This is a genomic window from Pedobacter jeongneungensis (genome assembly GCF_000633455.1).
Lineage (GTDB): Bacteria > Bacteroidota > Bacteroidia > Sphingobacteriales > Sphingobacteriaceae > Pedobacter > Pedobacter jeongneungensis_A.
On sequence record NZ_AYMG01000016.1, the window covers coordinates 57,090 to 80,955 of the forward strand.

The following is a 23,866-nucleotide window of genomic DNA, read 5'->3' on the forward strand; positions in this document are numbered from 1 at the left end:
AAAATGTTCAAAGTGCATTGTACCGATCAGCAGGAATATTTTGAACATATAAGTCCCCTTTTTATTCCTTGTTGAGTAAATAATCGAGGATTTGGAAAGGAAAAAATTTATATAAAGTTCCTGCAATTTATGGCTTCTCAAGATTTCCCACACCTTGAGAAGACTATTTTAGAACAAAAACTTGGCCTATATTAACAAATTTATTATCGGTTCTCAATGGATAGTTCAGGATAAATTCCTTAAAAAGTCCTTGAACATAATTGGCGATTTATACCAATTCCTAATTCAATTTCTTGAATATTTCGAGCATGGCATCTCTGTCCAAGCTCTCCATATCCACCAATTTCAACAATTTAACCATTTTTAGCGTAGTCGTCTTATAGTGCAGGAAATGAGGAGTTTTAAGGTGCGACTGGTAGCCAGCTTTATCGGCATACATTTCGATGATGCGGATCTGGGTAGGGTTTTCCTTTTGGTACATTGGGAAAATGGCAATGACGCCTGCTTCCAGTTTTACCGATGCTGTGGCCTCCTGTTTTAGGATAGCATTATACTCCTCGAGGTATTCCGGCAAAATTTCGATCTCAGAAATGCGTACCATCATCTCTGGTTTAACTAGGGGAACCAACTGTTTTCCAATTAGTTGTCTAACCGTGTTTGCCTGGGTAATGCTTACTTGTATTTCAACCAGATTTGCAAGCTGTTCCAGTTGGGCCACTGTAATGCCTGTATTTTTCCCCATGTTGATATGGGACTGCAATTGACCATCAACACCCGGTATCGAGGCCAAAGCAGCAATGGTGACCAGCTCTCTTTGCTGATAGCTCAGCACATCACTCACAAAAATATCGGCAAACAAATGTTCCTTTAAAAAAGCATCTATCCGGGGCGCAAACTCTCCAAAACCCGGTGCGGGTTTTAATTGTGCCGTTCGGGTAAGTTCTTCCAGCATCTTTCTCCCTTGTTCATATTTATCAGAAGGAGTATTTATAACGATGATTTTTTTGCCGTCAACATCCTTTATGCCTTTAGCTTTTCTTTCCTCAACAACAGTCTTAAATGTATTAATTGCATTTAAACTTCGTGGAAAACCGCAATAAGCATACAGTTGTACCAACTCCTCTTTTATTTCATTAATAGTCAACCCGTTATCCAATCCCTTATTTAATTGGATTTTAAGCGGTTCAAGTTTTCCTACAGCCGTTAATGCAGAAATCTTTATCAGGCTTTGCTGTTGAATATCTAAACTATCTTTACTCTGTGCATTCATAATTGTTGTAGTTAAAAAAACGACAAATAGCGTCATCATCCATTTCCACTTCTTTGTTACCATTATTTTTTAATTTGATCATTAGCTTCATTGAAAATTTCATCTGTTACAGGTTCAAGCCAAACGTTTTCATTGATTGTGGGATTACAAGTTATGCCTAAATGTGAAAACCAGCTTTTTGCCGTTGCTCCATGCCAATGCTCCACATTAGCTGCAATTTCTACAACATCACCGACTTCAGGTGTCGCGAAGGTTTCCCTCTCTCCTGGTAAAGTCCTTCACCCCCTACTACAATTAAAATCTGTCCACCAGTGTGCTTGTGCCAATTATTTCTACAGCCAGGTTCAAAGGTTATATTAGCAAGGGGAACGTTCAAATCCTTGTTAGTTGTAAGTGTTGCCAGATAAGATCTGCCTGTAAAATATTGCGCAAATCCCGCATTTTCTTCCCCAGGAGGGAAATCGCTGATTTTTGGAATTTCTATATTCATTTTTTCTGTTTTTTTATTGTTACATGATAGCATTGCCAGTAAATAGCAAACAATGATTAATATTTTTTGAAGGTTCTTATTCATTTTAATTTAATTGACAGTTTCCAACGCTTCGGTTCCTCAACGTTTATATAACTACAAAAGTCAATAGTACAAATGTCGCCAGTATGCTTAGCTTCGGCGTTATACATACTACGGTATTATTTACCACTTTTACTGATATCGCATTGGCATTAGTGCTCAATAGTTTAGGTTTATTAAGTTTGTACTATGAAAGACGTAGAAAGGATTGATACGGTAAGGCAATACAACGAATCTATGGGTGTGAATACGCTGCATCCATTGGTAAGCGTGGTTGATTTTGATGAGATCCCAACTTATCATCAATTTCAAAGATATATGGGCATCTATGCTGTATTCCTGAAATACATCAAATGTGGGGATATGCGATACGGCTGTCAACCGTATGATTATGAAGATGGCACCCTTGTGTTTATTGCACCCGGCCAGGTGTACGGGATAGACAGTAAAGGGGAAATCATCAAACCATCAGGTAAAGCGCTGGTATTCCATCCCGATCTCATTGTCGGTACCCATCTTGGCAACCACATTAAGGATTATTCATTTTTCTCCTACGATGTTAATGAAGCGCTCCACCTTTCAAAAAAAGAAAGAGAAACGATTAATGATTGCTTTGCAAAGATCGCATCTGAAATCGACTCCAATATCGACAAACACAGCAAGACACTAATTGTATCAAATATTGAGCTTTTTCTTAACTATTGTATGCGTTTCTACGACCGTCAGTTTATCACTCGCACCAATGTTAATAACGATGTGCTTGTACGGTTCGAAAACCTATTAAACGGCTACTTCAAATCTGACCTGCCTCACAGTTTGGGCTTGCCAAATGTTGCCTGGTGCGCCGATCAACTGCATTTGTCGCCAAATTACTTTGGAGACCTGATTAAGAAGGAAACTGGGAATACTGCATTGAACTACATCCAATCAAGGATCATCGAAGAAGCAAAAAACAAGATATTTGATCCTAGAAAATCTATAAATACTATCTCCTCCGATCTCGGCTTCAAATACCAACAACACTTTACCCGCCTTTTCAAACAAAGGACAGGAATGACACCCCTTGAGTATAGGAACTTGAATTAAATACGTGAGGAACCACGAGTTTCACAGCTCCGTTCTATTTACATTAATCTTCTCACATAGCAAAATGCAAGGAAAGGGAACGTTGTAATTCTTTATAAAGTTAAACAAGGCTGAAATAGCAAAAAATAAAGATTTTCGCATAAAAAAACCGGACTTCGAAGAATTCAAAATCCGGCTGTACCCCGAAGAAAGATTACTTTACACAGCTAGACGAGCTCTGCACCGTTTTAGAACCAATTATTCAAGATTTAAGGAGTAAAGGATTTATAGAATAGTTGATAAATTTGCCTTGCGGGAGCACCGCAAGGCAACAAAAAAAGAACTATACTTTTTGGCAGGATAGTGACATTTTTTGTATGACCGCATTCCTTTGAGATCTGAAAAGACTTGATGAAGAAGATCGGTCGCAGGACAAATCGGCGCTCAGATTCAGGCTAGACAGATAAAGGATGCGATACCTGTAGATTATGTTTGAATATTTTTCTGCTCTTATATCAGAGTTTTGTTCCGGATGGCCCCTTTGATGTTCCCAGTGTCTATGGGCATTGCCTTTTGGGTGATGAGGCCCAAGCCCTGTTTTTGATGGGCAATGGCGCCTTCCCGAATGATTGCCACCTGTGCCCGCCAGTGGCCTGGAAATAATTTTCTAGCAATTTCTGAAGGGCAGGTGCTTTTTTCCGGTCCGCGAAGTGCAGCTTCCTTGAGTATGGCGGCTTTGATGTTTGGCTGTAGATCCATTTACTGACAACAAAATTCCCACTGGATTGATTTAACGAACGGTGAATGCTCATATGCTTTGGGATTCTATTTTTCTGAGCTCGGCATCATTTTCGCTGTGATTACTAAAAAAAGATAATGAGCTGGACCTGCCCGAATTGTGACCGTGAACTGCCTTGGAATAACTACCGCCACCATTGCCAGCGGGTAGATTTGGACAGTTTGTTTTTGGGGCGTTCTGCTGAACTGGTGTTGGCGTTCGATAAAATTCTGGCCGAGGTGTCCGGCTGGCCGGATGTACTGATCGGGGTAACGCCAAACTGTATTGTATTTACCAAAAAGGTTGGTTTTTTGATTATCCGGCCAATGAAAAAGGAACTGGACATCAAATTCTATTCAGCGGTAGTACATGCAGAAAAACCTGTTATTAAAAGTATTCCTTCAGGCAAAAAATTTGAGAACCATATCCGGATCTCCAGTGCGGAAGAGGTCCGCCCGGGGCTGTTTGTTTATCTTCGGGAGTCCTACGAACTTCAATAGGCCTAGTTTATCATTTAGCCTTCCTGATGAGTTCAATACGAGCTGATTTGACATGGCCCGGTCCTATGCGTTTCGAAGCTGATAGCGGGCAGACTGAAGACGGGATTTGGGCTGCCGGGCGCTTTGTTTTGTTATTCTTCTATTAATTTTAAACTTAAGTTACTGGATTGGCCTTGAGTTCCATTAATGCTAAGTTGTTAATCGTTTCCTGCTACCAACACATTATGATGTGAATTATAATAGAGAACTAGCTTCTTTATCTGGCATGCGAGGGTTTTTCATATGATGATGTGAGATTCGTCAGCAAATGTATTTTTGGATCAAATGATAATTCACTTATGGATTCAGGTGAACTTTGGCATCATTAATAAAAAAAACCTATGAAATTTTTGCCATTGCTAATGGTTGTTGTGCTGATCTGTTGTCTTTTTTTTGGTGTGAATGCCCAGGAGCGTAAAGGTCTTCCGCCTAGCTTTGCAACGGTAACCAAGCCTGAAATGCTTTATCTGACAATCATTCATAACCGGCATTACCGGATGAGGCCGGTCCAGGCGGACAGTCTGGTAAAGTTGGGACAGGTAAAGGATTTGAAAGTGATGACTGTTTCTGAAGGGGCGGCAATCTATGGCTACCGGGCGGCATACGGGGTGGTACTGGTGGAACTCAATCCCCTTGGTCGCAAAGCGTACCGGCGTTTAAAAGCAGCATTGGAAAAGTTTTGATGGAACTCAATTCACCGGTTTCCGGTGCTTGGAATAATGGCTTTGCAGATGAGTCAGTCAGCTTAATTAGAGGTAACATTTATATACCTTTTGATTGTTTTTACGTAAAAGGACAGGAATAAATAATAGTTTAGGCGTTCATTTAAATCATCACGCTCATGCCCTTTCCCCTACGTTTTATACTGAACTCCTTAGTTTTGTTTTCTTCTGTTCTTGCTTTTGCTCAAGTTACGCCAGCTAAAATCAGCGGCAAAATCACCATCAATATGGGCCAGGGGCTTGTAATGGCAGACCTTGAACTTTCGAACCTGCCTAAACTGGATACAGGCTTCAGGATTTTGCTCAACAGGGGAATGAACATGAAATTCTTTAGGGACAGTACTGGCGTGCTTCGCTATAATGATAGCCCGGGTGATGATGTACTCAAGTACCGCATCCATAACGGCAAAAATTATATCCCCCTGCCTGAGAAGCTTAAGATTAACTACTCCGGCGCTTTTCCGGTCTATCAGGATACCCTCAGCTTTTTTGATTATAAGGGGGTGATTGCCTTCAACGGCAAAACCCTGAGGGCTTCTGAGCAGAGCAAATGGTATCCGGTCATCTATGATGTGAAGGCAGACCGGGAAATCACCTCACTGGCTTATGACATCACCATTGACTGCCAGGATTGCAAGACGATATATTTGAATGGGTCTACGCCACAGGCGGGTCCACTGGCCAGATTTAATAGCGAAAGACCATTTGAACTCTTGCTTTTTACCGGGGATTACCAGCAGCAGGCTTTCGCCGGGAGTGATTTTTTAAATGCGGAGATCCCAGCGGAGGTGGCCGGGCAATTTGACAGCCAGATTTTGGGCATTAAAGATTTTTATGCAGGCAAGCTCGGTATTCCTTACTCACAGAAAATCACCTTTATTCAGCATAAGGCGATTGAGCCCTTTGGTCCCAACCGTTCCTGGGGATTTGTGACTTTTCCGAGCATTGCAGTGGCTGGCGGACAGTTCAAAGGGGAAATCGTCAAGGAGACCGGTAAATTCAACCACATCTTAAAGTATTCCTTTTACGCCCATGAACTGGGGCATTATTACTTCGGGCACCTGCTCTCCCCTAATTCTACGATGTGGCTTTTTCTATTGGAATCCCCTGCGGAATATTTGTCGGTTAAAGCCGCGGCCGCTGAGTACGGAAAAGATTCAACAATCGCTTACATTAAAAACAAGCAGAAACTGCTTAAGGATAAAAAAATAGTTCCTTTATCCAAAATTACCAGGGCTGAACAGATTGACGATGCATACCGCTACAGTTATGGCCCGCTGATCCTGCTTGCCTTTGAGCAGCGCTTCGGGGAGAAACGAACCTACAAATTCCTGACTACCATGATCAGACATGCTGGTGAGCGGACCGATTATGCCTTTTTGGGCAAGATGGCCAGGGAATCGGGCCTCTCTGAAAAAGAATGGACAAGTTTTGAACTGGAGGTACTCGGACTGGAGGATGCTGAGGTACTTCCTGCAAAACTGCTCGGAGATAAATCATAATGCCTGAGGTGTTTAGTTTTCACTGATCTTTCCGCGTTTCTTTTACTCTTCTGCCCGATTATTCTTTCAGGTGTTTTTGATCGAGCCCCCGAAGTTTGCGGTCAATGCTTTTCCCACGACAATTAAACAGGAATATGAGCGAAAATCCTTACTGAGCTGAAAGCTGTTATGGGAGGTTGCTGATTTGGCCGCATATTGATTGGACATGCCAGCAGCCAGGCAATACATTTATGGCCAATCATAGAAACGCATATGGAAAAATCAAATTAGCAAAACTATTTTTCAGCTATTTCATTTTATCTCTATGGAAGAATTTAAAATCGAGCCTTACCAAATAGATGTTGATGAGAACAAGTTGGCATCCATAGATGCTAAAGTCAGAAATTTCGATTCGAGCATCCTACCCGATGTGGGGGCTGGGAAGCAGGCGTAGTTATCAAGGACCTCAAGCGGCTTACAGATTATTGGATCCAATCTTACGACTGGAACAAAACAGCGCAGCGAATCAACCAGTTACCGAACTTTTTAGCCAACATTGAAGGTGAAACCATTCATTTTGTGCACTATAGGAGCACTGGAAGCAAGCCCGCTATTTCACTGTTGCACGGATGGCCAGGTTCTTTTTTGGAGTCTGGAAACATTCCACAGCACCTTGTCAGCGATGGGCATGATGTCATTGTACCCTCTCTTCCAGGGTTTGCCTTTTCCAAACCCATCTCTGGCGTAATTGGACCACGTCGGGCAGCGGAATTATTTGCAAAATTAATGAGACTGTTATTTAAAGATGAGGATTACATTGTTCAGGGAGGAGATTGGGGTGCCCACATCGCCAGTTGGATGGCATATCACCAACCTATAGGATTGATGGGAATTCATATCAATATGGCTGCAATCTATCCAAGCGATATCCAAGCCAATTTATTGGAAGAAAAGGAAGTATTCTTTAGGCGTGAGGAAATTCTGGATTGGGAAACCGGGTACAACCATGAGCAGGAAACCAGGCCTCAAACACTTGGGGTAGCCATGGCAGATAGTCCGGTGGGACTAGCGGGATGGATCTTGGAGAAATTTGGGAAATGGACAGACCTTCTAAAGAAAAACGACGGCAGCCCTGATATATGGGAAAATTTTCGGAAGAACAACTCCTGGACAATATCATGCTGTACCTTGTAAACTCGGCTCAGGTAACTTCCATCTGGATATATTTGGGAAAAAGATTGGAGGGTTCAAGTGTATTTCCTCCAGGAACCTTCATCGATTTGCCAATTGGTGTAGCTGCGTTTCCCGATCCTGTCTTTATCCCCACGCCTCGGACTTTTTTGGAAAGGATATACAAAATTGTTCACTGGACAGACCTGCCATCCGGAGGACATTTCGCAGCTTTGGAGGAACCTAAACTCTTTTTGGAGGATATACGAAAATTTGTAAATACGGTTTATGATATATAGAAAGAATACAGTAAAGCGAAAATCGGGTCAGGCAACATTTTAGGCATGAGCGCTGCACTGGTAAGTTTTAGAGACCTGGGGTTTAAGGGAACACTTTCTTTGCAGAACAAAACCATTTGGAACCTGTTTAATAAAGATGAACAAAATCAAATCAGCTCATCTAAATAAATATCTCACCAGTGACCAGTCCCTTTTTGCGCAACCTGTTACTATAATCGGTTACAAATGGTATTATCCTGCAGAAGTTGAGGGAGCGATAACGGTATGTTAAAACAACCCGCAATTGCAGATTTGGGTGTAATCAGCGATCGCCATGGCTGTGCATTAGTGGCAAAAGATGCTACGATCCACTGGTATACCCCCAAACGGTTTGATGCGCCAGCAGTAATCTCTTCCCTGCTTGATGCCGAAAAAGGTGGCTTTTGGCAGGTAAATGCAGATAATTTGATCTTTCTCGACAGGCAATATCAAGACCGCAGCAGCATCCTTCGAACTTATTATGCAATGGGTGGTAAAGGGCTTACCATTACCGACCTGATGCCTCTGGGCACTTTAAGCAAAGGCATATTAAGGCTCTTTTCACCAGTGCCCTCAACGCTCTATAACACCCTGAAGCTTCGTGGAGATTATGGCTTGGAAGAACAGGAATGCCAGCAACTCGGTAACACAAAACTATTTTTTCCAAGCCTTGATCTTTACCTGCATTGTAGCCATGCATTAAGTGTTAATGGTGAGCTCATCTCTTTCGAAATCGAAGCAGGTGCAGATGGTTGGGCTTACCTGACGGATACAAATACATTTGATCAAAATCAGATCGCAGACTTACTCAGAGTAACGCTAAACAACTGGGCAAAGGTTGAGTCGCTGGTCGATTACCACGGCCCTTACGAAAACCAGGTGCGTTATTCGCTTCGGGCGCTGCAACAGATGGTTTACGAACCAACAGGGGGAATTATTGCCGCGGCAACGACTTCCCTGCCCGAAGAGATTGGTGGTGAGCGGAATTATGATTACCGTTATGTGTGGATGCGAGACGCGGCACTTATCACCTCCTCGCTTACCCAGATTATCACCACAGGGGAACTGGAAGAAAAATTCCTCGCTTTTATTGCAGGAGCGATGAAAAAAAATGGCCAGCAACATGTGTCCTGCTTTTATAGTATCGACCAGAATACGGTATCACCAACGATCCGGGAGCTGGATCTTTCCGGCTACCTGGAAAGCCGCCCTGTACAGATTGGAAATTCGGCTGCTGAGCAATTCCAGTTAGATGCAGAGGCCAATATACTCATTACCTGTAGCCTGATCTATCAAAAATCAGGAAAGGTAAGCCACTGGGATGTGGTGGGCGGCATTGCGGATTTTATCTGCAAACATTGGGAAAATAAGGATAATGGGATTTGGGAGGAAGAGCAACAACAGCACTACACCTCGAGCAAGGCTTTTGCTGCCCGGGGATTGGAACTAATCGCTCCCTATCAAAAAGATAAGGCTATCGCCGAACGCTGGTTAGCTAACGCGGCGATGATCCGCAACTACATTAACGAAAATTGTATAACAGCGAAAGGTGCTTATGCCGTGCATGCCGGCTCGCAGGATGTCGACCTCACCGCGGCCTTGTACGTCCCCTTTGGTTTTGACAAACCGGATAGTCTGGCGATGAAAAGTACTATCCTGGAAATCGAGAAAGGATATGCTGAAGGTGAGCTTTACAGACGGCACCTGCTTGAGTTCGATTCATCAAGGGAAGGCGTGTTTTTGGCGGGGAGCTGCTGGATGGCACATTACTATGCACTGGCCGGAAACCTGCCCAAATCCAAAAGTATTCTTGATGCGGTTTTGGCTTTGAGTAACGACCTCGGATTTTTATCGGAGGAGGCCAATACAATTACCGGAGAGCTGCTGGGCAATTTCCCACAGACCTTTGTGCATTCCTCGTTAATCTGTGCAGTGAATGGTTATAAGCTTGCCCTAAATGGAAAAGAAAGTATCGTAAAACTATAAGTCTACAAAATGACAAAACATATGGACTTAAACATCAATGGAAAAATAGCAGTGATTACCGGTGGAGATTCGGGCATTGGACTGGAAACAGCAAAAATCCTCGCTGATGCCGGGGCAAGAATTGTGCTGGCTGATCTGGAACTGGATAAACTTGAAAGTGCTGCTGCAACAATTAAAAATCACAGCCCCCAGGCAGAATTGCTTACCTTAAGCGTAGACCTGTCTAAAAATGACAGTGTGGTCAATTTCGCCCAAGAAATAAAAGCCAGTTGGGGCGCTGCTCATATCATCATCAACTGTGCAGGTGCAAGAGGTGCAGCCGGAGATTTTCTGAGTTTAACCGATGAGGACTGGCAGCAAACTATCGAAGTAGATTTGCTGGGTGCAGTTAGGCTTTGCCGTGCCTTTATTCCGCACTTACAGGAAAACAGATGGGGACGGGTGGTGCTGATTGCCTCAGAAAATGCTTATCAGCCTTATGAGGAAGAATCTCCCTACAATGCCTGCAAGGCAGGGATTATCAACTTGTCGAAATGCCTATCCCGATCTTATTCGAAAGATGGTATACTGTTTAATACCGTATCGCCTGCGTTTATTGCAACCCCAATGACCGATGCCATGATGGATGAGCTGGCGGAGCAGCAAGGAACAACACGTGAAAAAGCCATTGAGTGGTTCTTAGAAAACAAGCGCCCCAATCTGGCAGTGGGCAGACGTGGTAAGCCGGAAGAAGTGGCGCAGGTCATTGCCTTCCTTTCCTCGGAACTAGCCAGCTTTGTAAATGGCAGCAATTACCGGGTAGACGGAGGTGCAGTAGAGTCGGCATTTTAAATGGCTATGGTCTCGCAAACGGGTAAACAAGCAAGGACTTCAAAGCCCGTCCTGGTTTTTTTGCATTACTTTGGCGGATCAAAAGCGAGTTGGCAATGGGTTATTACAGCGCTCGAACCTGAATTTATTTGTTTGGCGATTAATCTCCCGGGATTTGGTGGCAGCCCTGGCCTTTCCTTACCCTCAATCGAAAATTTTTCGGATTATATCCTACAGGAGATTAAAGCTTCAGGATGCACAAACTGTACCTTAATCGGACATTCCATGGGTGGAAAACTAGCCCTGCAATGTGCCGCAACCGATGAGGGGGATTTAATTGAGTCGCTGATTCTGGTTACCCCCTCACCCCCTAGTGTAGAGCGGATGAGCAAATCGAAAGAAGAGAAAATGAAAGAAGATCCAGATGAGATTGCGGCTAAAAAATCGGTAGAGGAAGCTATTTGCCTAAAACTGGGAAAGGCCGAGATGGATACTGCTATTGCAAGTCCTCAGCAAGTTGAATCCGCTACCCGAAAATGGTGGATCGAACAGGGCATTCATCATTCCATTGCCGATTCAGCCAAGGCGCTAAGCCTGCCCATTCATGTTTTGCTCGCAGCGGGAGACCCTGCTATTACCATGGAAATGTCTGATCAATATACGCTTCCAAACCTCCCCATAAATACCCCGTGCATTGTGCACCCAACAAGCGGACACCTCATTCCGCTGGAAGATCCGCAATGGCTTTCCGAACAGATCCGAAAGATATGTACCTTAGATTTATCTTAAACTAAAAATTCCTGGCCTCGGGCCGGGAATTTTTAGTTTAGAACTTTATTTTTTTTTAAGGATGACCATTTCCTCCGGCAGCACCATAGATCTGACCGGTGGCATAACTGGCATCTGAATCTGCCAGCTGTACATAAATGGAAGCCAGCTCGGCCGGTTGTCCGGGGCGACCTAACGGAGTGACTTCCCCAAATTTTACGATCGCTTCCTGGGGCTGACCACCGCTGGTTTGCAAAGGCGTCCAAACTGGCCCCGGAGCTACGCCATTTACACGGATTCCTTTTGGACCAAGCTGTTTGGCGAGTGATTTAACGAAAGCAACATTAGCAGCCTTGGTCTGGGCATAGTCAAACAGATTTTCCGATGGGTCATAAGCCTGAACCGAACTGGTGGCAATGATGACCGATCCTTCTGGTAAATGGGGCAACGCCGCCTTGGTGATCCAGAACGGTGCATAAACATTGGTTTTAAAGGTGGTGTCGAAGTCTGAGGAGGAAATATCCGACAGCGATTCGATGGCTTGTTGATGGCCTGCATTGTTAACCAGAATGTCCAGCCCGCCCAGTTTTTCCACTGCCTGGCTAACGAGTTCCTCACAAAAAGATTCAATTGTGATATCTCCCGGGATCCCAAATCCCTGTCTGCCTTCTGCTTTGATCAATGCTAAAACTTCGTCTGCATCTGATTGTTCCTGTGGCAGGTAGTTGATCACCACATCGGCGCCTTCGCGTGCATAAGCAATGGCTGCGGCTCTTCCTATTCCAGAATCTCCTCCGGTGATGAGTGCTTTTCTGCCTGTTAGCCGTCCGCTGCCTTTATAACTCTTCTCCCCGTGATCGGGAATAGGATCCATTTTGGAAGCAAGTCCGGGAACATCTTGCGGTTGCTTTGGAAATGGCGGTTGAGGATATTTGGTTCTTGGACTCTCTAGTGTTTTTTTCATTGTTTCTGACATAGGTCGTATTTTTTGGGCCTTTAGCAATCCGTCCAGGTTTCGGGCCAGGAAGCCTGGATGGTTATTTTAATCTACACCATAAATGGCTCTTTAAGAACATCTGTTAAAGAATTTTGTTCCCTGGAATTGACAACCAAAGGTTTTAAGCCCGTTAACCGGGCAACTTAATGGAGTATTACTGACTGATTATGGATAATCCTGACTCATACCCTGACCTTTTTTTTATGTGCAAGGGAGATGTTCTGAAACCTACTTTACACCAGGGTTTCGCGTTGTTGAAATTAAAACACTGGAATTTCTTAAAATTTAGTTTCTATTCCGATGGGTGGTATGATTGCACAAACCGATTCATTTGCCCCCTTTCCGCCAATTCACTAAAATACTGACAAGCAAAATTTTACATCAAATTTATTTCTGGCGAGACGGGGGGCAATTCACTCTGGTTTATCCAATAAATATCATAAAAATCGACTAATTCAATTCTTCGAAAAAACATCGGTCTGGCGTAATTTATTCCGGTTCGATGTTAAGATCCGGAGACATAAAGCTTAACTATACGAAGGATTTTTTTTACGTAAAAGATCAAAAATAGCTCGCCGTATCATGCAAAAAGTCTCCAGAATTCGATTTTTAAATTAAACTTAGCAGGCTAACCAGGAAACTTTCAAATTGGCCGGTTTTTTTAATTGAAAGAAGACATGTAAAAAGGCTGTCTCAAATCAGCCTTCTTAAATCATCAACCTTATGTACTGATAATAACTTTCATGGCATTCTCCTTTGCAGCGTTCATGAAAACACCATATGCATCCATAATCTCGCTTAATTTAAAATGATGCGTTATCAGTTTATCCAGAGGCAATTTATTAGTAGAAACTGCCTTCAGGAGCATAGGTGTAGTATTGGTATTAACTAACCCTGTAGTGATCGTTAAATTTTTGATCCATAATTCCTGGATCTGAAAATCTACTTTTTTGCCATGAACCCCTACATTGGCAATATGTCCTCCAGGCTTTACTATCTGCTGGCAAATATCCCAGGTTTGTGGAATGCCAACTGCTTCAATGGCCACATCTACTCCCTCCTCGCCTACAATGTTTTTTATCTGGCTACTTAAGTTTTCACTAGCGGAATTGATGGTATGCGTTGCCCCTAATTGTTTTGCCAATTCTAATCGATTTTCGTCCAGATCTATCATGATAATAACAGCCGGCGAATAAAATTGGGCAGTTAGCAATACCGACATTCCAACTGGTCCGGCTCCTAAAATCGCTATTGCATCTCCCGGCTTTACATTGCCATATTGCACCCCAATTTCATGGCCAGTTGGAAGTATGTCGCTAATCATTACCGCTATATCGTCTTCAATGATTGAAGGTATTTTATACAAACTGTTGTCAGCATAAGGAATCCGAACATATTCTGCCTGGACACCATCGATCATATGTCCCAAAATCCACCCTCCATCTTTACAATGTGCATATAATTGTTTTTTGCAATATTCACAACTTCCACAGGAAGTTATACAGGAAATGATAACCTTATCACCAACTTCAAATTCAGAGACACTACTTCCAACTTCCTCAATAACACCTACTCCTTCATGCCCCAAAATAATCCCGTCTCTCATGTAAGGGTTTTTGCCCTTGTATATTCCCAAATCCGTACCACATATAGTAGTTTTGAGCACTTTGACGATCGCGTCAGTGGTTTTTTGCAGGGATGGCTTTGGTTTTTCCTCCAAGGCAATATTATGATCACCGTGATAAACTAATGCTTTCATAAAAATGAATTAGGTTATTATTAATCGTTTAACTTTAAATGTATTTCAAAATGGCTACTCAGCTTTTAGAGTAATCAGTCAGTCCCAACCTATTTCCAGACGGATCGGTAAATTCCACAGCAAGACCGGTCATGATATCAAAAGGTTCACTTAAAAATGTAACTCCTTTGGATTTTAGTGTTTGGAAGGCTTTTTGGACATCGTCAACCGTAAACCAGATTGCTGGCTTAGCATTTTCTACCGCACTGACAATGATAGCAGGTTCATTATTACCAATTTTAAATGCGGTCATCCCTTTATCGGCGAAATCAAACTTTATATCTAGCCCAAGTGTAATGTTATAGAACTCCTTCGCCTCCTCAAGATTCTCCGTTGGCAAAAAAAAGTTATCATAGTTATTGATGACATTCATAATTCTTAAAGTTTTATTTAAAAAAGCTAGACTCTATTTTTTCACATTGAATCTAATGAGGTAAATGTATTCACTATTACTGCCTACTGAAATGATCTTAATCATCTTTGATGATGATTAAATACATAATTTTGAGCGCTATTCTTCCTTCACAGTTCTTAATAATTTCAGTGAGAACAGGTTCAGTATTTGTAAATAAGTGTCAGTAGTTAATCCAGACTGACGCACATCGAATCAAAATTCGAAATTTGCCTCAATGACTTTTTAAGGGACCGACTTCCCAGCCATCCACAGGTTGGTAGGATTCAAAGTTTTTTAGTCTAATCACAAAGTAGAAGAGTACTTGCCTGTAAGGTTTAGTTGGATTGTGTTTTTAAATTATAAAAAAACTAAAAAAGAATAATGGCACCGAAATCCATTTTAATTGGCATGAAGCATCCTAACAGGCATCAATTAAAACGCTTAATCAAAGTGTAAATAGCAGTGCTACCAATCCTGCTGACAAGGTACTAAAAAAATTAACGGCGTCGTTTCCCATGAGACCCCGCCGCTCGAAAAGCGCACCGAAAACTGAATCCACCAGATTTCCTACCGTACCCGCAAGCACGATCCATAAGAAGCTTAGCCCGAATCCGTAAGTAAATGCATGCAGCAATGCAATAGTACAACTGCCTGTCAAACCTATTAGCGTACCTTCCAAACTTACTACACCATTACTGCCGCACTCATCAGGTTTCATGGTGATTACATTAAAAAACCGGCTACCATACAGTACGCCCAGCTCAGAAGATAAGGTATCAGCTGTCGCAGAAGCAAAAGCGGCAGCAAGAACAGGCAACATCAGTCCAGCTAATTGGGGGTAAACAATTATCACCAGCCCAACCAGGGCAGATACTCCGGCATTGGCGAGTACCTGGGAAAGCGTTCTCCCGTTTTTTTGCTCCTGAGGATCCAAAAATCTCTTTTTGCGCTGTATTCCGAAAGATGATGCTATTGAGGCCATTAAAAAAAAGGCGGTCATCATCGCAATGCCCGTCAACCCGGCAGCTTTGAAAATAATGAAGGCGATTACTGCACCTGCACAAGCGGCCGGCACGGTAAGTTTTTTCGCCAGGATACTATAAGCCATGCCACTAACAATAATTATTGTTGGTAAGTGCACACCCCAAGTGATGTTGTCCCAGTACTTAATAAAATGGCTCATCAACTGCCAAAGCTATGATTTTTCGCCAAAAGACTGTATCTGCACAAACCAATTCATTTGACCTTTCCGCCAATTCACTAAAATGCAGACAAGCAAATTTCACAACAGCTTTATTTCCAGTCAGACGGGGTCAATGCACTCAGGTTTTTTCAGCCGTATAACCCGGCACCTGCATCATTAAGTTTGTTGATTCCAGATGCTAATCTTCTCTTTCCATTCTAACATATATTAAATCATAGAACTTCGGTTTTTCAGAGCCTAAGTGAAAGCCCAACAAAACAACTCTTTTTAGCTTCATGCTGTACTCCATAATTAATCCCTCCATCGATAAGAAAATTTTTGCTAAGCTCATACTGTAGCGCGGCATTGATAAAGTTTTTGAAATGCGCCGTTTTTAACTCACAAGTGTAATATGTTTCCAGGATTGCATCGATCTTAGTACTCAACGGATGTGAAACAGTGAATGTCTGCAAAACCTCATTGTGATGCCCTGCACCTTCTTCATCCTGTAACCGGTCAGCCTCGAGCTGAACACCCAGCTTCCAGTCACTGTCGAACTTAATACTCATGGGCACAATAATCCCACCTTCATATTGACTTTCAGGATCAGCATGGGATGTTGGAAACTTCAGATAAGGAAGAAGCGCAAGCGCAAAATGACCCTTGTCATTACCAATTAAATTCTGTTTCAACCTGAGCGTCACATCCCCGAAACCGCTGCTGCGATCTTGCTTCACTCCGTCCTCAAAATCTAATTTTACAGAATAGGTTTCGAAATTAACCTGCATAGCTGTTGATCTAGTCAATCCAACTTTTATATTCATCTGATTAAACAGGTAATCATCAGTCCTACCCTGTTTAGAATTTTGTCGCTCTAAACGGAAAAGATCTGTCTCGAACTGGAAATGTCCGGCATCTACAGTTCTTGGACTTTCAGTTACATCAGGTCTATCAGTCTCAATTTCCCGAAGACTATCAGTCGGAACGGGTTTGAACAAGGAATAATTAATCTTGTGTTGGGCGTATACAAGCGAACAAAAGGAACCCAAAAATACGAGCGATAAAATAATTTTTTTCATAGAATACTTTTCACCTAAACACTATAGAAGTAAAAAAAGTTTAATATTACATTCAAGCTGCTTTATCCCTCAACCTTCACAATTTGAACCTCCCAGGTAAATAAATTGAAGATTGTAAATGGATTCAGGAAAAGTTCAGCTCCCAGAGCGATTAAAAATACCAACTTGATAGATAAGTCACTAGGTCAACTAAAGATCGATTATCAGATTAACTTAAAACCATTTTGCTATCTTATTTGTAGCTGTTATAATTGGGTAGATTATGATGTGGCACTGTATTCCCCGGTAAATGTGGGCAACGGATAAAATATTGATTAATTACAGTAAGTATTTTGAGATGGAAAGATTACACGAGGTAGAAGAACAACAACAAAATGTCTGCCCAATATTTTCTTTAGCTTTTATTCTGAATCCATCAGCAGATATATTTTCTCCAACAAAAGGTTTGTATTAAAAGGCTTGTCAATATAATCATCCGCAAATATCGGGTTTTCTGCACTTTCAGCATGAAAATTGTATACTCCGGACATTAGCAGAATGGGAACTTTTTTTAAACTATCTTCGGACTTTAACTTTTTACAAACCTCTCTTCCATCTTCTTTTCCCAATATCACATCTATCAAAAAAATATCCGGTTTTTTTTTTCCAACTCCAAATAAAATTCTTGCATGTTAAAAGCGGCACACACTTGAAAACCTTGTTTCAAGAATAGCTCGGTAAGTGAATTCACGATGTCGAGATCATCGTCCAAAATCAGAATATTGTACATGAGAGGTTAATCAATATCAATTCCGAAGCATTCAATTTCCTACTACAATTACTCAAGTAAGCGAGGTACACTTCAGAAAAATAAAACATTTTTCAGATTAAAAGTATTCAAAAATACGAAATTGATAATTATTTGGACCATTGAGGTTTACACCTACAGCTCATGGATTTTTTAATAAAAATCTTGCTATTTTTGATTATATTCGTAAAAAATAACGCTTTAAAAAGATGAGCAAGATACTGATTTTGGAGGATTATTATTCAAATGCAGAAATGATTGCAGATTTGTTTTCCGGCGAAGGACATCAGGTAAGTATCCTGTCATCTGGCGAAGGATTTATGCAAAAGGCTCTGTTTTTCCATCCTGATCTGGTGATCATGGATATCAAGCTCGATGGATATGACGGCAGGGATTTTTGCAATGCGATGGCTGCGAATGCACAGCTAAAATCTATTCCGGTTGTGACCATTTCGGCAATACTGGAATCAGAATTGAAGGACATTCCCTATCATCCCGCCTATCACTATTCTAAGCCCTTCGACATCAATAAACTTTACCACGATGCAATGAAAATCATTCATTGATTTCTTGCATTTCCGTTACTCTTATTTCGCCAAACTGGAGCATCCAAATCGATTTAACATCATCAGAAATGTTTTTTTGACGATTCATTTTTGATAATATAAAAACTGAATCTTGATAGATGGAGCAGGTTGAATGATTTGTGTTCCTTCTAATAAACAAACAGTCGTCATATAAGTAATTTTGGATAGAAGGGTCTAAATATCAACGATTTATATACACAAATAATGTCCTGATCATTTTAAGAAAGTACTTTTTTAAAATAATCCTGCCAGACCGTCTGTTCTAGGGTTACGTTTTGCCCAAATGATTAATTAATTTTTAAAAAAGATCTTGCTTTTGGCAGGATCTTTTTTAGTTAGCTTCAACTTCGCTTAATCTGTTTGAGCAAAGTCAAGTCTTTTTGTTACCTATCACCTAATTCCAAATTTTCCAGACGTTTCATCTCTAGCTAAATGTATTTGTACTCCATTAGATAATCAACTTTTCATAAATGAGGAATACAAAATTGAGTGAAAACAAATTACTTTTGCTGCCAAATCCAGATTGTAAGTTGATGATACCAAAAAACAAACACATCCTATCCTTTCCGAATTATTCCTAACAAAAGCAAAAGCTAGAAAAATTAGTTTACAGCGGTAGTAATATTAATCCTTACTTCTTCTAAATTAATGCAACGGTGGTGTAGTTTGGTTTAAAAACCGAAATCTATAACTACCTGTTTGTTGCGATCAAGTCGGCAGGCCTTGGAAATTGGTTAAAGGAAATAAGCTGTTTATACTAATTATGCAAACGAGAAGCAGACTAAGATAAACTCTTATCATAAAACTTCGCCGGTGTATATTGCCAGGCGTTGAGACAATTCTTTGTTTTCAGAACTGAGATATTAAAAAAGGAACAAAAAGAACACTACAACTGCTTGGAATATTATAGCTAAACACCTATATTGCTTTTAGTTAAGGACAATAATTATGTGGACAGGTCGTATAATTGCCATGAACAGCGACGGGCAGCACGGTCGTATCATGGATACCAACCAGCAGGAAATTGATTTTTTATTAACCCCTGGTGTCCCTCTTTTTCAAGTCGGCAATTGGGTTAGTTTTAATATTGAATTGGGTACCCACGGGCTATCTGCCACCAGACTGTCCATGAATATTGATCAAAGTGAAACAATCATTCAGGATACATCCTTGGATTGTCTTTCGAACCATTACAACAAATAAATCGGCGTAGCTTCGATGTGCCTAAACTTCTTACCCTTAAATCAAGAAATAAGGTGTTTTTACCCTTATGTAGCCGCATTCGTGCGGGTAATTTAAAGGGCTGGAATCGGCTTGTTTTTTTAACAAGCCGGGATAACAACCTACCAGTGATCAACCTTATTTCTAATAATGTATAACAAAAAAGCACTATAAAAATTGCAGCAGGACTTACCTGAAAAGAGCGGTGTTGAAGCCAAATCTCCTTCCAGTTTCAAAGACATTTCATATGCCATCTTCATCTCTACCCGCAGCTACATTAGTGAAACCACAATTGAGCGAGTCTTCGGTCTATTGCCCCATCGTGAAGATCCTCTACTGCGGTCATGGATATACTAAGCGCTTACGTGGGCTTTTGTAACTGGCAGCAGCTGGAAAGAATATCTAACAAAAACGATCCTGTAGCACCCTATTCACCTCGGTTTAAAATTGAATTTCTTGATATGGGATGAATCAAGTCAAGCAGGTATCTATGCAAAAATAGTGAACTGGTCTTTTAATGCTTTGTAAATCAGCTAGAAGATAGTTTTATTTCGAAGAACTATCTTACTAAGACAATACAAATGAGCTCTTATTAGAAGCTCTCTGTAATTAACACGGTCACACTGCCCGGGTTCTGAACATCAGCACTGTCCTCAGCAGTGATAAAGATTTTCGTGGGAACAGCCGTTAATACCGCACTAAATTTAGCATTTCTTTCCGTTGAAAAGTATGCCTCAGAACTGACAAGTCTGCCCAGGTTTTTATTTCCCTGATCTTTGGTTTGCATCCAAACCAGGTATACCTTTTTGCTTGGTGTTAGTCTTGAGGGATCAACCAAGTTTCTTACGTTCAGAATTAGTAAGAGATTTTTGTTACTGTCTTTAGTAAGTTTAGCCGTTCCGACTGCTGATGGTACAACTGCAGAATTTGCAAAGCGTACCGATGTCGAACATGAAGTGACAAATAAAAGACTCGCTGATAATAGAACCAACAAGTATACTGGTTTAATTGAATTGAACATGATTGGTTGAGTTATAATTTTTAGGGTAAATTTATCGCCCAACTACTGCAAGATATATCATGCCAGTGTACATTAATAGAAAGGTACATAAACAAAGACAATTATCATGCCGCTAAACACATGGACTGTTTTAAGTTGCTGAGTTATGCTAACATTTTGACAAATTCCATCCTTTGCAGTTCGCTAATCAGTATTTGGAAGATGGTTTCCATGAAGCGACTTTTAGAGCTGAGCTAAAATTCTTTCCTTAAGGTCCCTTACATCGGAAGGCTTGGCGATGAAATCATCCGGACTGTCCCGGAGATCTTCGGTAACAATCTTTCCATGCAGTGCAGAAAAAAGAATTACCGGGATATGCAGACTACCATCCGTGGCTTTTAGCTCATTGCATAAATCCTGGCCATCAAGCAGGCCCAACGCGATTTCCAGCAAAATTACATCCGGTTTCCATTTTAATACATGCTCAATTAAGTTAAGCCCGCTATTCAGGGTTTCAACCTCATAGTCTTCATACTGAAGAATCATGTTCGGTGCATCCAAAAGGGCTTGATCTTCGTCGACGATCATAATTCTTTTCATATATAAAAGTTACGAATAATTTAGTTTATAAATTATCAAATGTGCCAATTAAACGGCACCACTAAAAATTCACACTGAAAATTGTTGATATACCACGACAAAAAAACATTTCTACAGAATCTTGAGCATGTTCCATGCTTTGTCCTCTTATTACCATAATTGGTATGACAAAAGATGGTTTCGAATCCTGTAACTTTGAATTTTAAATGCAAACTTTTGATGAGCAAAGCGCAAATACATTTACTTGAGTTGGCCAGTAGCAGATATGGGATAGTGGTTTCGCCAATGCTTTCCTCTTTCCTGGACACTGAGGAAGCAGCACCAACATTGGGTCCGCATCGGCATGATTACCATGCACTATTCTTACTATCTTCGGGAGCGATAACCATGAGGATTGAAGGACAGATAATAGATATGAGTCCGTGTTCCATTTTAATTGTCCAGCCAGGTCAGATACACCAATATATTCACTCCTCAAATGTTTCCGGATGGATCATGTTTCTCGATGGTAAGATTCTGGACACTAAAGTTCGCACCGTTATTGAACAGTCAAAGAATAGCCCTAAAATCATACCTTTAAGTGGTGAGGAGGCGTTATTCTTAGATCAAATTCTATCCTCCATTAATCAGGCGGCGGTAGAAAAAATCCCCGGAAATTTTCAAACACAGATGATCCATGCATTAGCAAATACCTTATTTTATAAAACCGCTGACCTCCTTTTGCTACAGCAAAACAGTAACGAAGTCCTAACCAACAGAGCCAGTAAGATTGTCCAAGACTACAAAGATTTAATAAAACTCAATTTCAAAAAATTTACAAGACCGGCGGCTTATGCTTCGCTATTGCATATTTCTGTAAATCATTTAAATGATTGCGTTAAAACGCAAACTGGGTATTCCGCTACGCGTATTTGACAGCAAGAAATAATTGGACAAGCGCAGAAACAATTGAGGTATTCATCTAACGCAGTAAAAGAAATTTCAAGCGATTTAGGTTATACTGATTACAAATATTTCATTCGCTTGTTCACAAAAGCTACAGGAAAGTCTCCTTCAGTTTTCAGAAAAACCCAATATATTCCAAACATTCACAATCAGTAACAACAGCTATGAAAAATAAAAAGATCTTAATTTCTGGCGCAAGTATTGCCGGACCAACGCTTGCCTATTGGTTAAACAGGTATGGCTTTAATGTTACCATTATAGAACGTGCTCCAGAGCTTCGGCTTGGTGGTCAAAATATTGATGTAAAAGGCCCCGCCGAAAAAATTGCCATCCAAATGGGCATAGAAAAAAAGATCCGAGAAAAGAATACCACCGAAATGGGACAGCGCTTCGTGACAAAGCAAAATAAACTAATAGCTGAATTTTCAAAAGAGAGCGCGTTGAGCATGACTCAGGAATTAGAGATTCTTCGAGGCGATCTTGTTCAAATCCTCTACGATTCTACGATAGCGGATGTAAATTACATCTTCGGTGATTATATAACAAATCTTAAGGAGCATGAATCTGGGATTGCTGTCACTTTCTCTAGCGGAAAGAATACGTCCTTTGATTTATTATTAATTGCCGAGGGAATTGGCTCAAGCACACGAAAGATTGCATTTCGTAAGCAGCCTACTTTCAAATTCCTGGGATTATATACTGCCTACCTAACCATTGCTAAAGCACCAAGTGATAGTCAATGGTCACGCTGGTGTAATGCCGAAAAAGGAATAGTCTATCTGCTCAGACCTGATAATTACGGCAGCACCAGAGCCTCGATTACCTTCACAGCCCTGGAGCATGAATACACAGGTCTATCTATTGAAGAACAAAAAAACGTACTGGTTAAACGCATAAGTGGTAGTGGCTTTGAGTCGGAGCGTTTAGTAGAAGAGATTCAGAAATCCAAAGACCTCTATTTTGACAGGATTAGCCAGGTTAATTCACCAGAATGGAGTGAAGGCAGAGTTGCCATGATAGGCGATGCAGCATATTGCGCAACACCCATCGCGGGTAAAGGGACGGATTTGGCCATGGCAGGCGCTTATATATTGGCTGGCGAGCTATTTACTTCGGATAACTATCAGCAGGCATTTGAAAATTATGAAAACAAAATGCGACCTTACGTCTCTAAATGTCAAAAATTACCTCCCGGCATTCCAAAAATTGTGTATCCACAATCCAAATTGGGATTGCGCATTTTGAATACCGTAATATCAATTGTTGGCAGCAAGCCGACTAAATGGATAATGGGTTTTTTTGGGGCTGATAGAAAAAAAATAAAAACAGAAATAGAGTTGCCCGATTATACACTGATGAGGCAAGTAGTATCTAACTGAAGTATTAGAATTAAACAGCATTAACAATCAGCATACCGTCCACTGAATGAGCGGTAAAAAATGGAAAGTTAACTTTCTTAAAATGAAATTTATTTTGAAAGGGCGTTTGCGAAAAAATCTGAGCATCTCAACCTATGGATGTCCTTCACTGTTTCATCAGGTTCAAGGTTGATGGGAAAATGTCAGATTAGATTAGTAATTTGAAGAAAGTGGATTTCTGCATCTTTTTTATACCTGGATTGATTTGCAGTCAAAGGTTTGAAACGAAGTAAAAGATTATCTATAATAAAAATAGACAGATAACATCACAGTGTTGAGTATCATACGCTGATTATCTTGAATTCATTGAGTAGCAATAGACTTTCAATTTAGAATTAGCTCCGCATTTCTGAGCGAAAACCAGCTACATACACTACGAA

The 23,866-nt window shown here is 41.0% G+C and carries 24 protein-coding genes and 1 pseudogene; 14 read left to right on the plus strand and 11 right to left on the minus strand.

Features of this window, described 5'->3' with window-relative positions; genetic code table 11:
- Window positions 1-280 precede the first annotated feature (280 nt).
- Together U859_RS0115440 and U859_RS30470 are read right to left on the minus strand one after the other, a co-directional pair.
- Window positions 281-1,333: a carboxymuconolactone decarboxylase family protein gene (locus U859_RS0115440; RefSeq protein WP_025144253.1), complete on the minus strand. Its 1,053-nt coding sequence runs from the start codon at window positions 1,331-1,333 to the stop codon at window positions 281-283.
- Between the two features lie 157 nt (window positions 1,334-1,490).
- On the minus strand, window positions 1,491-1,844 hold the full coding sequence (locus U859_RS30470; protein WP_205314405.1) for a hypothetical protein: 354 nt from the start codon (window positions 1,842-1,844) through the stop codon (window positions 1,491-1,493).
- A gap of 186 nt (window positions 1,845-2,030) precedes the next feature.
- Here U859_RS30470 and U859_RS0115450 point away from each other — a divergent pair, with 186 nt between their 5' ends.
- Window positions 2,031-2,927, plus strand: coding sequence for a helix-turn-helix domain-containing protein (locus U859_RS0115450; RefSeq protein WP_025144254.1), 897 nt, complete (start codon window positions 2,031-2,033; stop codon window positions 2,925-2,927).
- Between the two features lie 489 nt (window positions 2,928-3,416).
- On the opposite strand, the gene U859_RS0115455 is transcribed toward U859_RS0115450, so the two are convergent.
- Window positions 3,417-3,665 (minus strand): DUF3253 domain-containing protein, encoded by a 249-nt coding sequence (locus tag U859_RS0115455; RefSeq protein WP_025144255.1) that lies wholly within the window; start codon window positions 3,663-3,665, stop codon window positions 3,417-3,419.
- A gap of 117 nt (window positions 3,666-3,782) precedes the next feature.
- Between U859_RS0115455 and U859_RS0115460 the strand changes: the two genes are divergently transcribed.
- From U859_RS0115460 to U859_RS0115500, 8 genes and pseudogenes are all read left to right on the plus strand, one after another.
- Window positions 3,783-4,184, plus strand: coding sequence for a DUF5655 domain-containing protein (locus tag U859_RS0115460; RefSeq protein ID WP_025144256.1), 402 nt, complete (start codon window positions 3,783-3,785; stop codon window positions 4,182-4,184).
- Window positions 4,185-4,564: 380 nt separating this feature from the next.
- A complete protein-coding gene (locus tag U859_RS32385; protein WP_025144257.1) occupies window positions 4,565-4,906 on the plus strand; it encodes a hypothetical protein in 342 nt (113 codons plus the stop codon).
- 158 nt (window positions 4,907-5,064) lie between these two features.
- On the plus strand, window positions 5,065-6,447 hold the full coding sequence (locus tag U859_RS0115475) for a hypothetical protein (protein ID WP_162799942.1): 1,383 nt from the start codon (window positions 5,065-5,067) through the stop codon (window positions 6,445-6,447).
- A gap of 417 nt (window positions 6,448-6,864) precedes the next feature.
- Window positions 6,865-7,620 (plus strand): annotated as a pseudogene (locus U859_RS32220) (epoxide hydrolase family protein); the annotation flags it as partial.
- A 320-nt stretch (window positions 7,621-7,940) separates the two neighbouring features.
- A complete protein-coding gene (locus tag U859_RS32490) occupies window positions 7,941-8,063 on the plus strand; it encodes a hypothetical protein (protein WP_262496797.1) in 123 nt (40 codons plus the stop codon).
- A gap of 96 nt (window positions 8,064-8,159) precedes the next feature.
- Window positions 8,160-9,899 (plus strand): glycoside hydrolase family 15 protein, encoded by a 1,740-nt coding sequence (locus U859_RS0115490; protein ID WP_025144259.1) that lies wholly within the window; start codon window positions 8,160-8,162, stop codon window positions 9,897-9,899.
- A 9-nt stretch (window positions 9,900-9,908) separates the two neighbouring features.
- Window positions 9,909-10,730, plus strand: a complete 822-nt coding sequence (locus tag U859_RS0115495; RefSeq protein ID WP_205314407.1) for an SDR family NAD(P)-dependent oxidoreductase — start codon at window positions 9,909-9,911, stop codon at window positions 10,728-10,730.
- Between the two features lie 6 nt (window positions 10,731-10,736).
- On the plus strand, window positions 10,737-11,498 hold the full coding sequence (locus U859_RS0115500) for an alpha/beta fold hydrolase (RefSeq protein ID WP_162799943.1): 762 nt from the start codon (window positions 10,737-10,739) through the stop codon (window positions 11,496-11,498).
- Between the two features lie 55 nt (window positions 11,499-11,553).
- Here the strand turns inward: U859_RS0115500 and U859_RS0115505 are convergent, their stop codons facing one another.
- From U859_RS0115505 to U859_RS0115530, 6 genes are all read right to left on the minus strand, one after another.
- Window positions 11,554-12,453 carry an SDR family oxidoreductase gene (locus U859_RS0115505; RefSeq protein ID WP_025144262.1) on the minus strand — a complete coding sequence of 300 codons (900 nt, stop codon included), beginning with the start codon at window positions 12,451-12,453 and terminating at the stop codon, window positions 11,554-11,556.
- A 742-nt stretch (window positions 12,454-13,195) separates the two neighbouring features.
- Entirely contained in the window at window positions 13,196-14,233 is a 1,038-nt protein-coding gene (locus U859_RS0115510) for a zinc-dependent alcohol dehydrogenase family protein (RefSeq protein WP_025144263.1), read from the minus strand.
- A 58-nt stretch (window positions 14,234-14,291) separates the two neighbouring features.
- The gene (locus tag U859_RS0115515) at window positions 14,292-14,645 is read right to left on the minus strand and encodes a VOC family protein (RefSeq protein ID WP_240183060.1); all 354 of its coding nucleotides are present in this window, start codon (window positions 14,643-14,645) and stop codon (window positions 14,292-14,294) included.
- Window positions 14,646-15,111: 466 nt separating this feature from the next.
- The gene (locus U859_RS0115520; protein WP_025144265.1) at window positions 15,112-15,849 is read right to left on the minus strand and encodes a DUF92 domain-containing protein; all 738 of its coding nucleotides are present in this window, start codon (window positions 15,847-15,849) and stop codon (window positions 15,112-15,114) included.
- A 251-nt stretch (window positions 15,850-16,100) separates the two neighbouring features.
- A complete protein-coding gene (locus U859_RS0115525; protein WP_025144266.1) occupies window positions 16,101-16,928 on the minus strand; it encodes a transporter in 828 nt (275 codons plus the stop codon).
- A gap of 401 nt (window positions 16,929-17,329) precedes the next feature.
- Window positions 17,330-17,590, minus strand: a complete 261-nt coding sequence (locus U859_RS0115530) for a response regulator (RefSeq protein ID WP_084153079.1) — start codon at window positions 17,588-17,590, stop codon at window positions 17,330-17,332.
- Window positions 17,591-17,924: 334 nt separating this feature from the next.
- On the opposite strand from U859_RS0115530, the gene U859_RS0115540 reads away from it, so the two are divergent.
- A complete protein-coding gene (locus U859_RS0115540; RefSeq protein ID WP_025144268.1) occupies window positions 17,925-18,281 on the plus strand; it encodes a PleD family two-component system response regulator in 357 nt (118 codons plus the stop codon).
- 993 nt (window positions 18,282-19,274) lie between these two features.
- A complete protein-coding gene (locus tag U859_RS0115550) occupies window positions 19,275-19,505 on the plus strand; it encodes a hypothetical protein (protein ID WP_162799944.1) in 231 nt (76 codons plus the stop codon).
- Between the two features lie 610 nt (window positions 19,506-20,115).
- Here the strand turns inward: U859_RS0115550 and U859_RS31615 are convergent.
- The gene (locus U859_RS31615; protein WP_051584710.1) at window positions 20,116-20,310 is read right to left on the minus strand and encodes a hypothetical protein; all 195 of its coding nucleotides are present in this window, start codon (window positions 20,308-20,310) and stop codon (window positions 20,116-20,118) included.
- 456 nt (window positions 20,311-20,766) lie between these two features.
- A complete protein-coding gene (locus tag U859_RS0115560; protein WP_025144271.1) occupies window positions 20,767-21,123 on the minus strand; it encodes a PleD family two-component system response regulator in 357 nt (118 codons plus the stop codon).
- Between the two features lie 219 nt (window positions 21,124-21,342).
- Here U859_RS0115560 and U859_RS0115565 point away from each other — a divergent pair, with 219 nt between their 5' ends.
- Genes U859_RS0115565 through U859_RS0115570 form a run of 3 tightly spaced genes read left to right on the plus strand, consistent with a single transcriptional unit; the run spans window position 21,343 to window position 23,447 of the window.
- Window positions 21,343-22,038, plus strand: coding sequence for an AraC family ligand binding domain-containing protein (locus U859_RS0115565; protein WP_162799945.1), 696 nt, complete (start codon window positions 21,343-21,345; stop codon window positions 22,036-22,038).
- A 12-nt stretch (window positions 22,039-22,050) separates the two neighbouring features.
- The gene (locus tag U859_RS32660; RefSeq protein WP_410477227.1) at window positions 22,051-22,224 is read left to right on the plus strand and encodes a helix-turn-helix domain-containing protein; all 174 of its coding nucleotides are present in this window, start codon (window positions 22,051-22,053) and stop codon (window positions 22,222-22,224) included.
- Window positions 22,225-22,232: 8 nt separating this feature from the next.
- On the plus strand, window positions 22,233-23,447 hold the full coding sequence (locus tag U859_RS0115570) for an FAD-dependent monooxygenase (RefSeq protein ID WP_025144273.1): 1,215 nt from the start codon (window positions 22,233-22,235) through the stop codon (window positions 23,445-23,447).
- Window positions 23,448-23,866: the final 419 nt, after the last annotated feature.

Bases quoted from the DNA above. Each gene is read 5' to 3' on its own strand.
- U859_RS0115440 (WP_025144253.1), bottom strand. From the start codon at position 1,333: ATGGTAACAAAGAAGTGGAAATGGATGATGACGCTATTTGTCGTTTTT.
- U859_RS30470 (WP_205314405.1), bottom strand. From the start codon at position 1,844: ATGAATAAGAACCTTCAAAAAATATTAATCATTGTTTGCTATTTACTG.
- U859_RS0115450 (WP_025144254.1), top strand. From the start codon at position 2,031: ATGAAAGACGTAGAAAGGATTGATACGGTAAGGCAATACAACGAATCT.
- U859_RS0115455 (WP_025144255.1), bottom strand. From the start codon at position 3,665: ATGGATCTACAGCCAAACATCAAAGCCGCCATACTCAAGGAAGCTGCA.
- U859_RS0115460 (WP_025144256.1), top strand. From the start codon at position 3,783: ATGAGCTGGACCTGCCCGAATTGTGACCGTGAACTGCCTTGGAATAAC.
- U859_RS32385 (WP_025144257.1), top strand. From the start codon at position 4,565: ATGAAATTTTTGCCATTGCTAATGGTTGTTGTGCTGATCTGTTGTCTT.
- U859_RS0115475 (WP_162799942.1), top strand. From the start codon at position 5,065: ATGCCCTTTCCCCTACGTTTTATACTGAACTCCTTAGTTTTGTTTTCT.
- U859_RS32490 (WP_262496797.1), top strand. From the start codon at position 7,941: ATGAGCGCTGCACTGGTAAGTTTTAGAGACCTGGGGTTTAAGGGAACA.
- U859_RS0115490 (WP_025144259.1), top strand. From the start codon at position 8,160: ATGTTAAAACAACCCGCAATTGCAGATTTGGGTGTAATCAGCGATCGC.
- U859_RS0115495 (WP_205314407.1), top strand. From the start codon at position 9,909: ATGACAAAACATATGGACTTAAACATCAATGGAAAAATAGCAGTGATT.
- U859_RS0115500 (WP_162799943.1), top strand. From the start codon at position 10,737: ATGGTCTCGCAAACGGGTAAACAAGCAAGGACTTCAAAGCCCGTCCTG.
- U859_RS0115505 (WP_025144262.1), bottom strand. From the start codon at position 12,453: ATGTCAGAAACAATGAAAAAAACACTAGAGAGTCCAAGAACCAAATAT.
- U859_RS0115510 (WP_025144263.1), bottom strand. From the start codon at position 14,233: ATGAAAGCATTAGTTTATCACGGTGATCATAATATTGCCTTGGAGGAA.
- U859_RS0115515 (WP_240183060.1), bottom strand. From the start codon at position 14,645: ATGAATGTCATCAATAACTATGATAACTTTTTTTTGCCAACGGAGAAT.
- U859_RS0115520 (WP_025144265.1), bottom strand. From the start codon at position 15,849: ATGAGCCATTTTATTAAGTACTGGGACAACATCACTTGGGGTGTGCAC.
- U859_RS0115525 (WP_025144266.1), bottom strand. From the start codon at position 16,928: ATGAAAAAAATTATTTTATCGCTCGTATTTTTGGGTTCCTTTTGTTCG.
- U859_RS0115540 (WP_025144268.1), top strand. From the start codon at position 17,925: ATGAGCAAGATACTGATTTTGGAGGATTATTATTCAAATGCAGAAATG.
- U859_RS0115550 (WP_162799944.1), top strand. From the start codon at position 19,275: ATGAACAGCGACGGGCAGCACGGTCGTATCATGGATACCAACCAGCAG.
- U859_RS31615 (WP_051584710.1), bottom strand. From the start codon at position 20,310: ATGCAAACCAAAGATCAGGGAAATAAAAACCTGGGCAGACTTGTCAGT.
- U859_RS0115560 (WP_025144271.1), bottom strand. From the start codon at position 21,123: ATGAAAAGAATTATGATCGTCGACGAAGATCAAGCCCTTTTGGATGCA.
- U859_RS0115565 (WP_162799945.1), top strand. From the start codon at position 21,343: ATGAGCAAAGCGCAAATACATTTACTTGAGTTGGCCAGTAGCAGATAT.
- U859_RS0115570 (WP_025144273.1), top strand. From the start codon at position 22,233: ATGAAAAATAAAAAGATCTTAATTTCTGGCGCAAGTATTGCCGGACCA.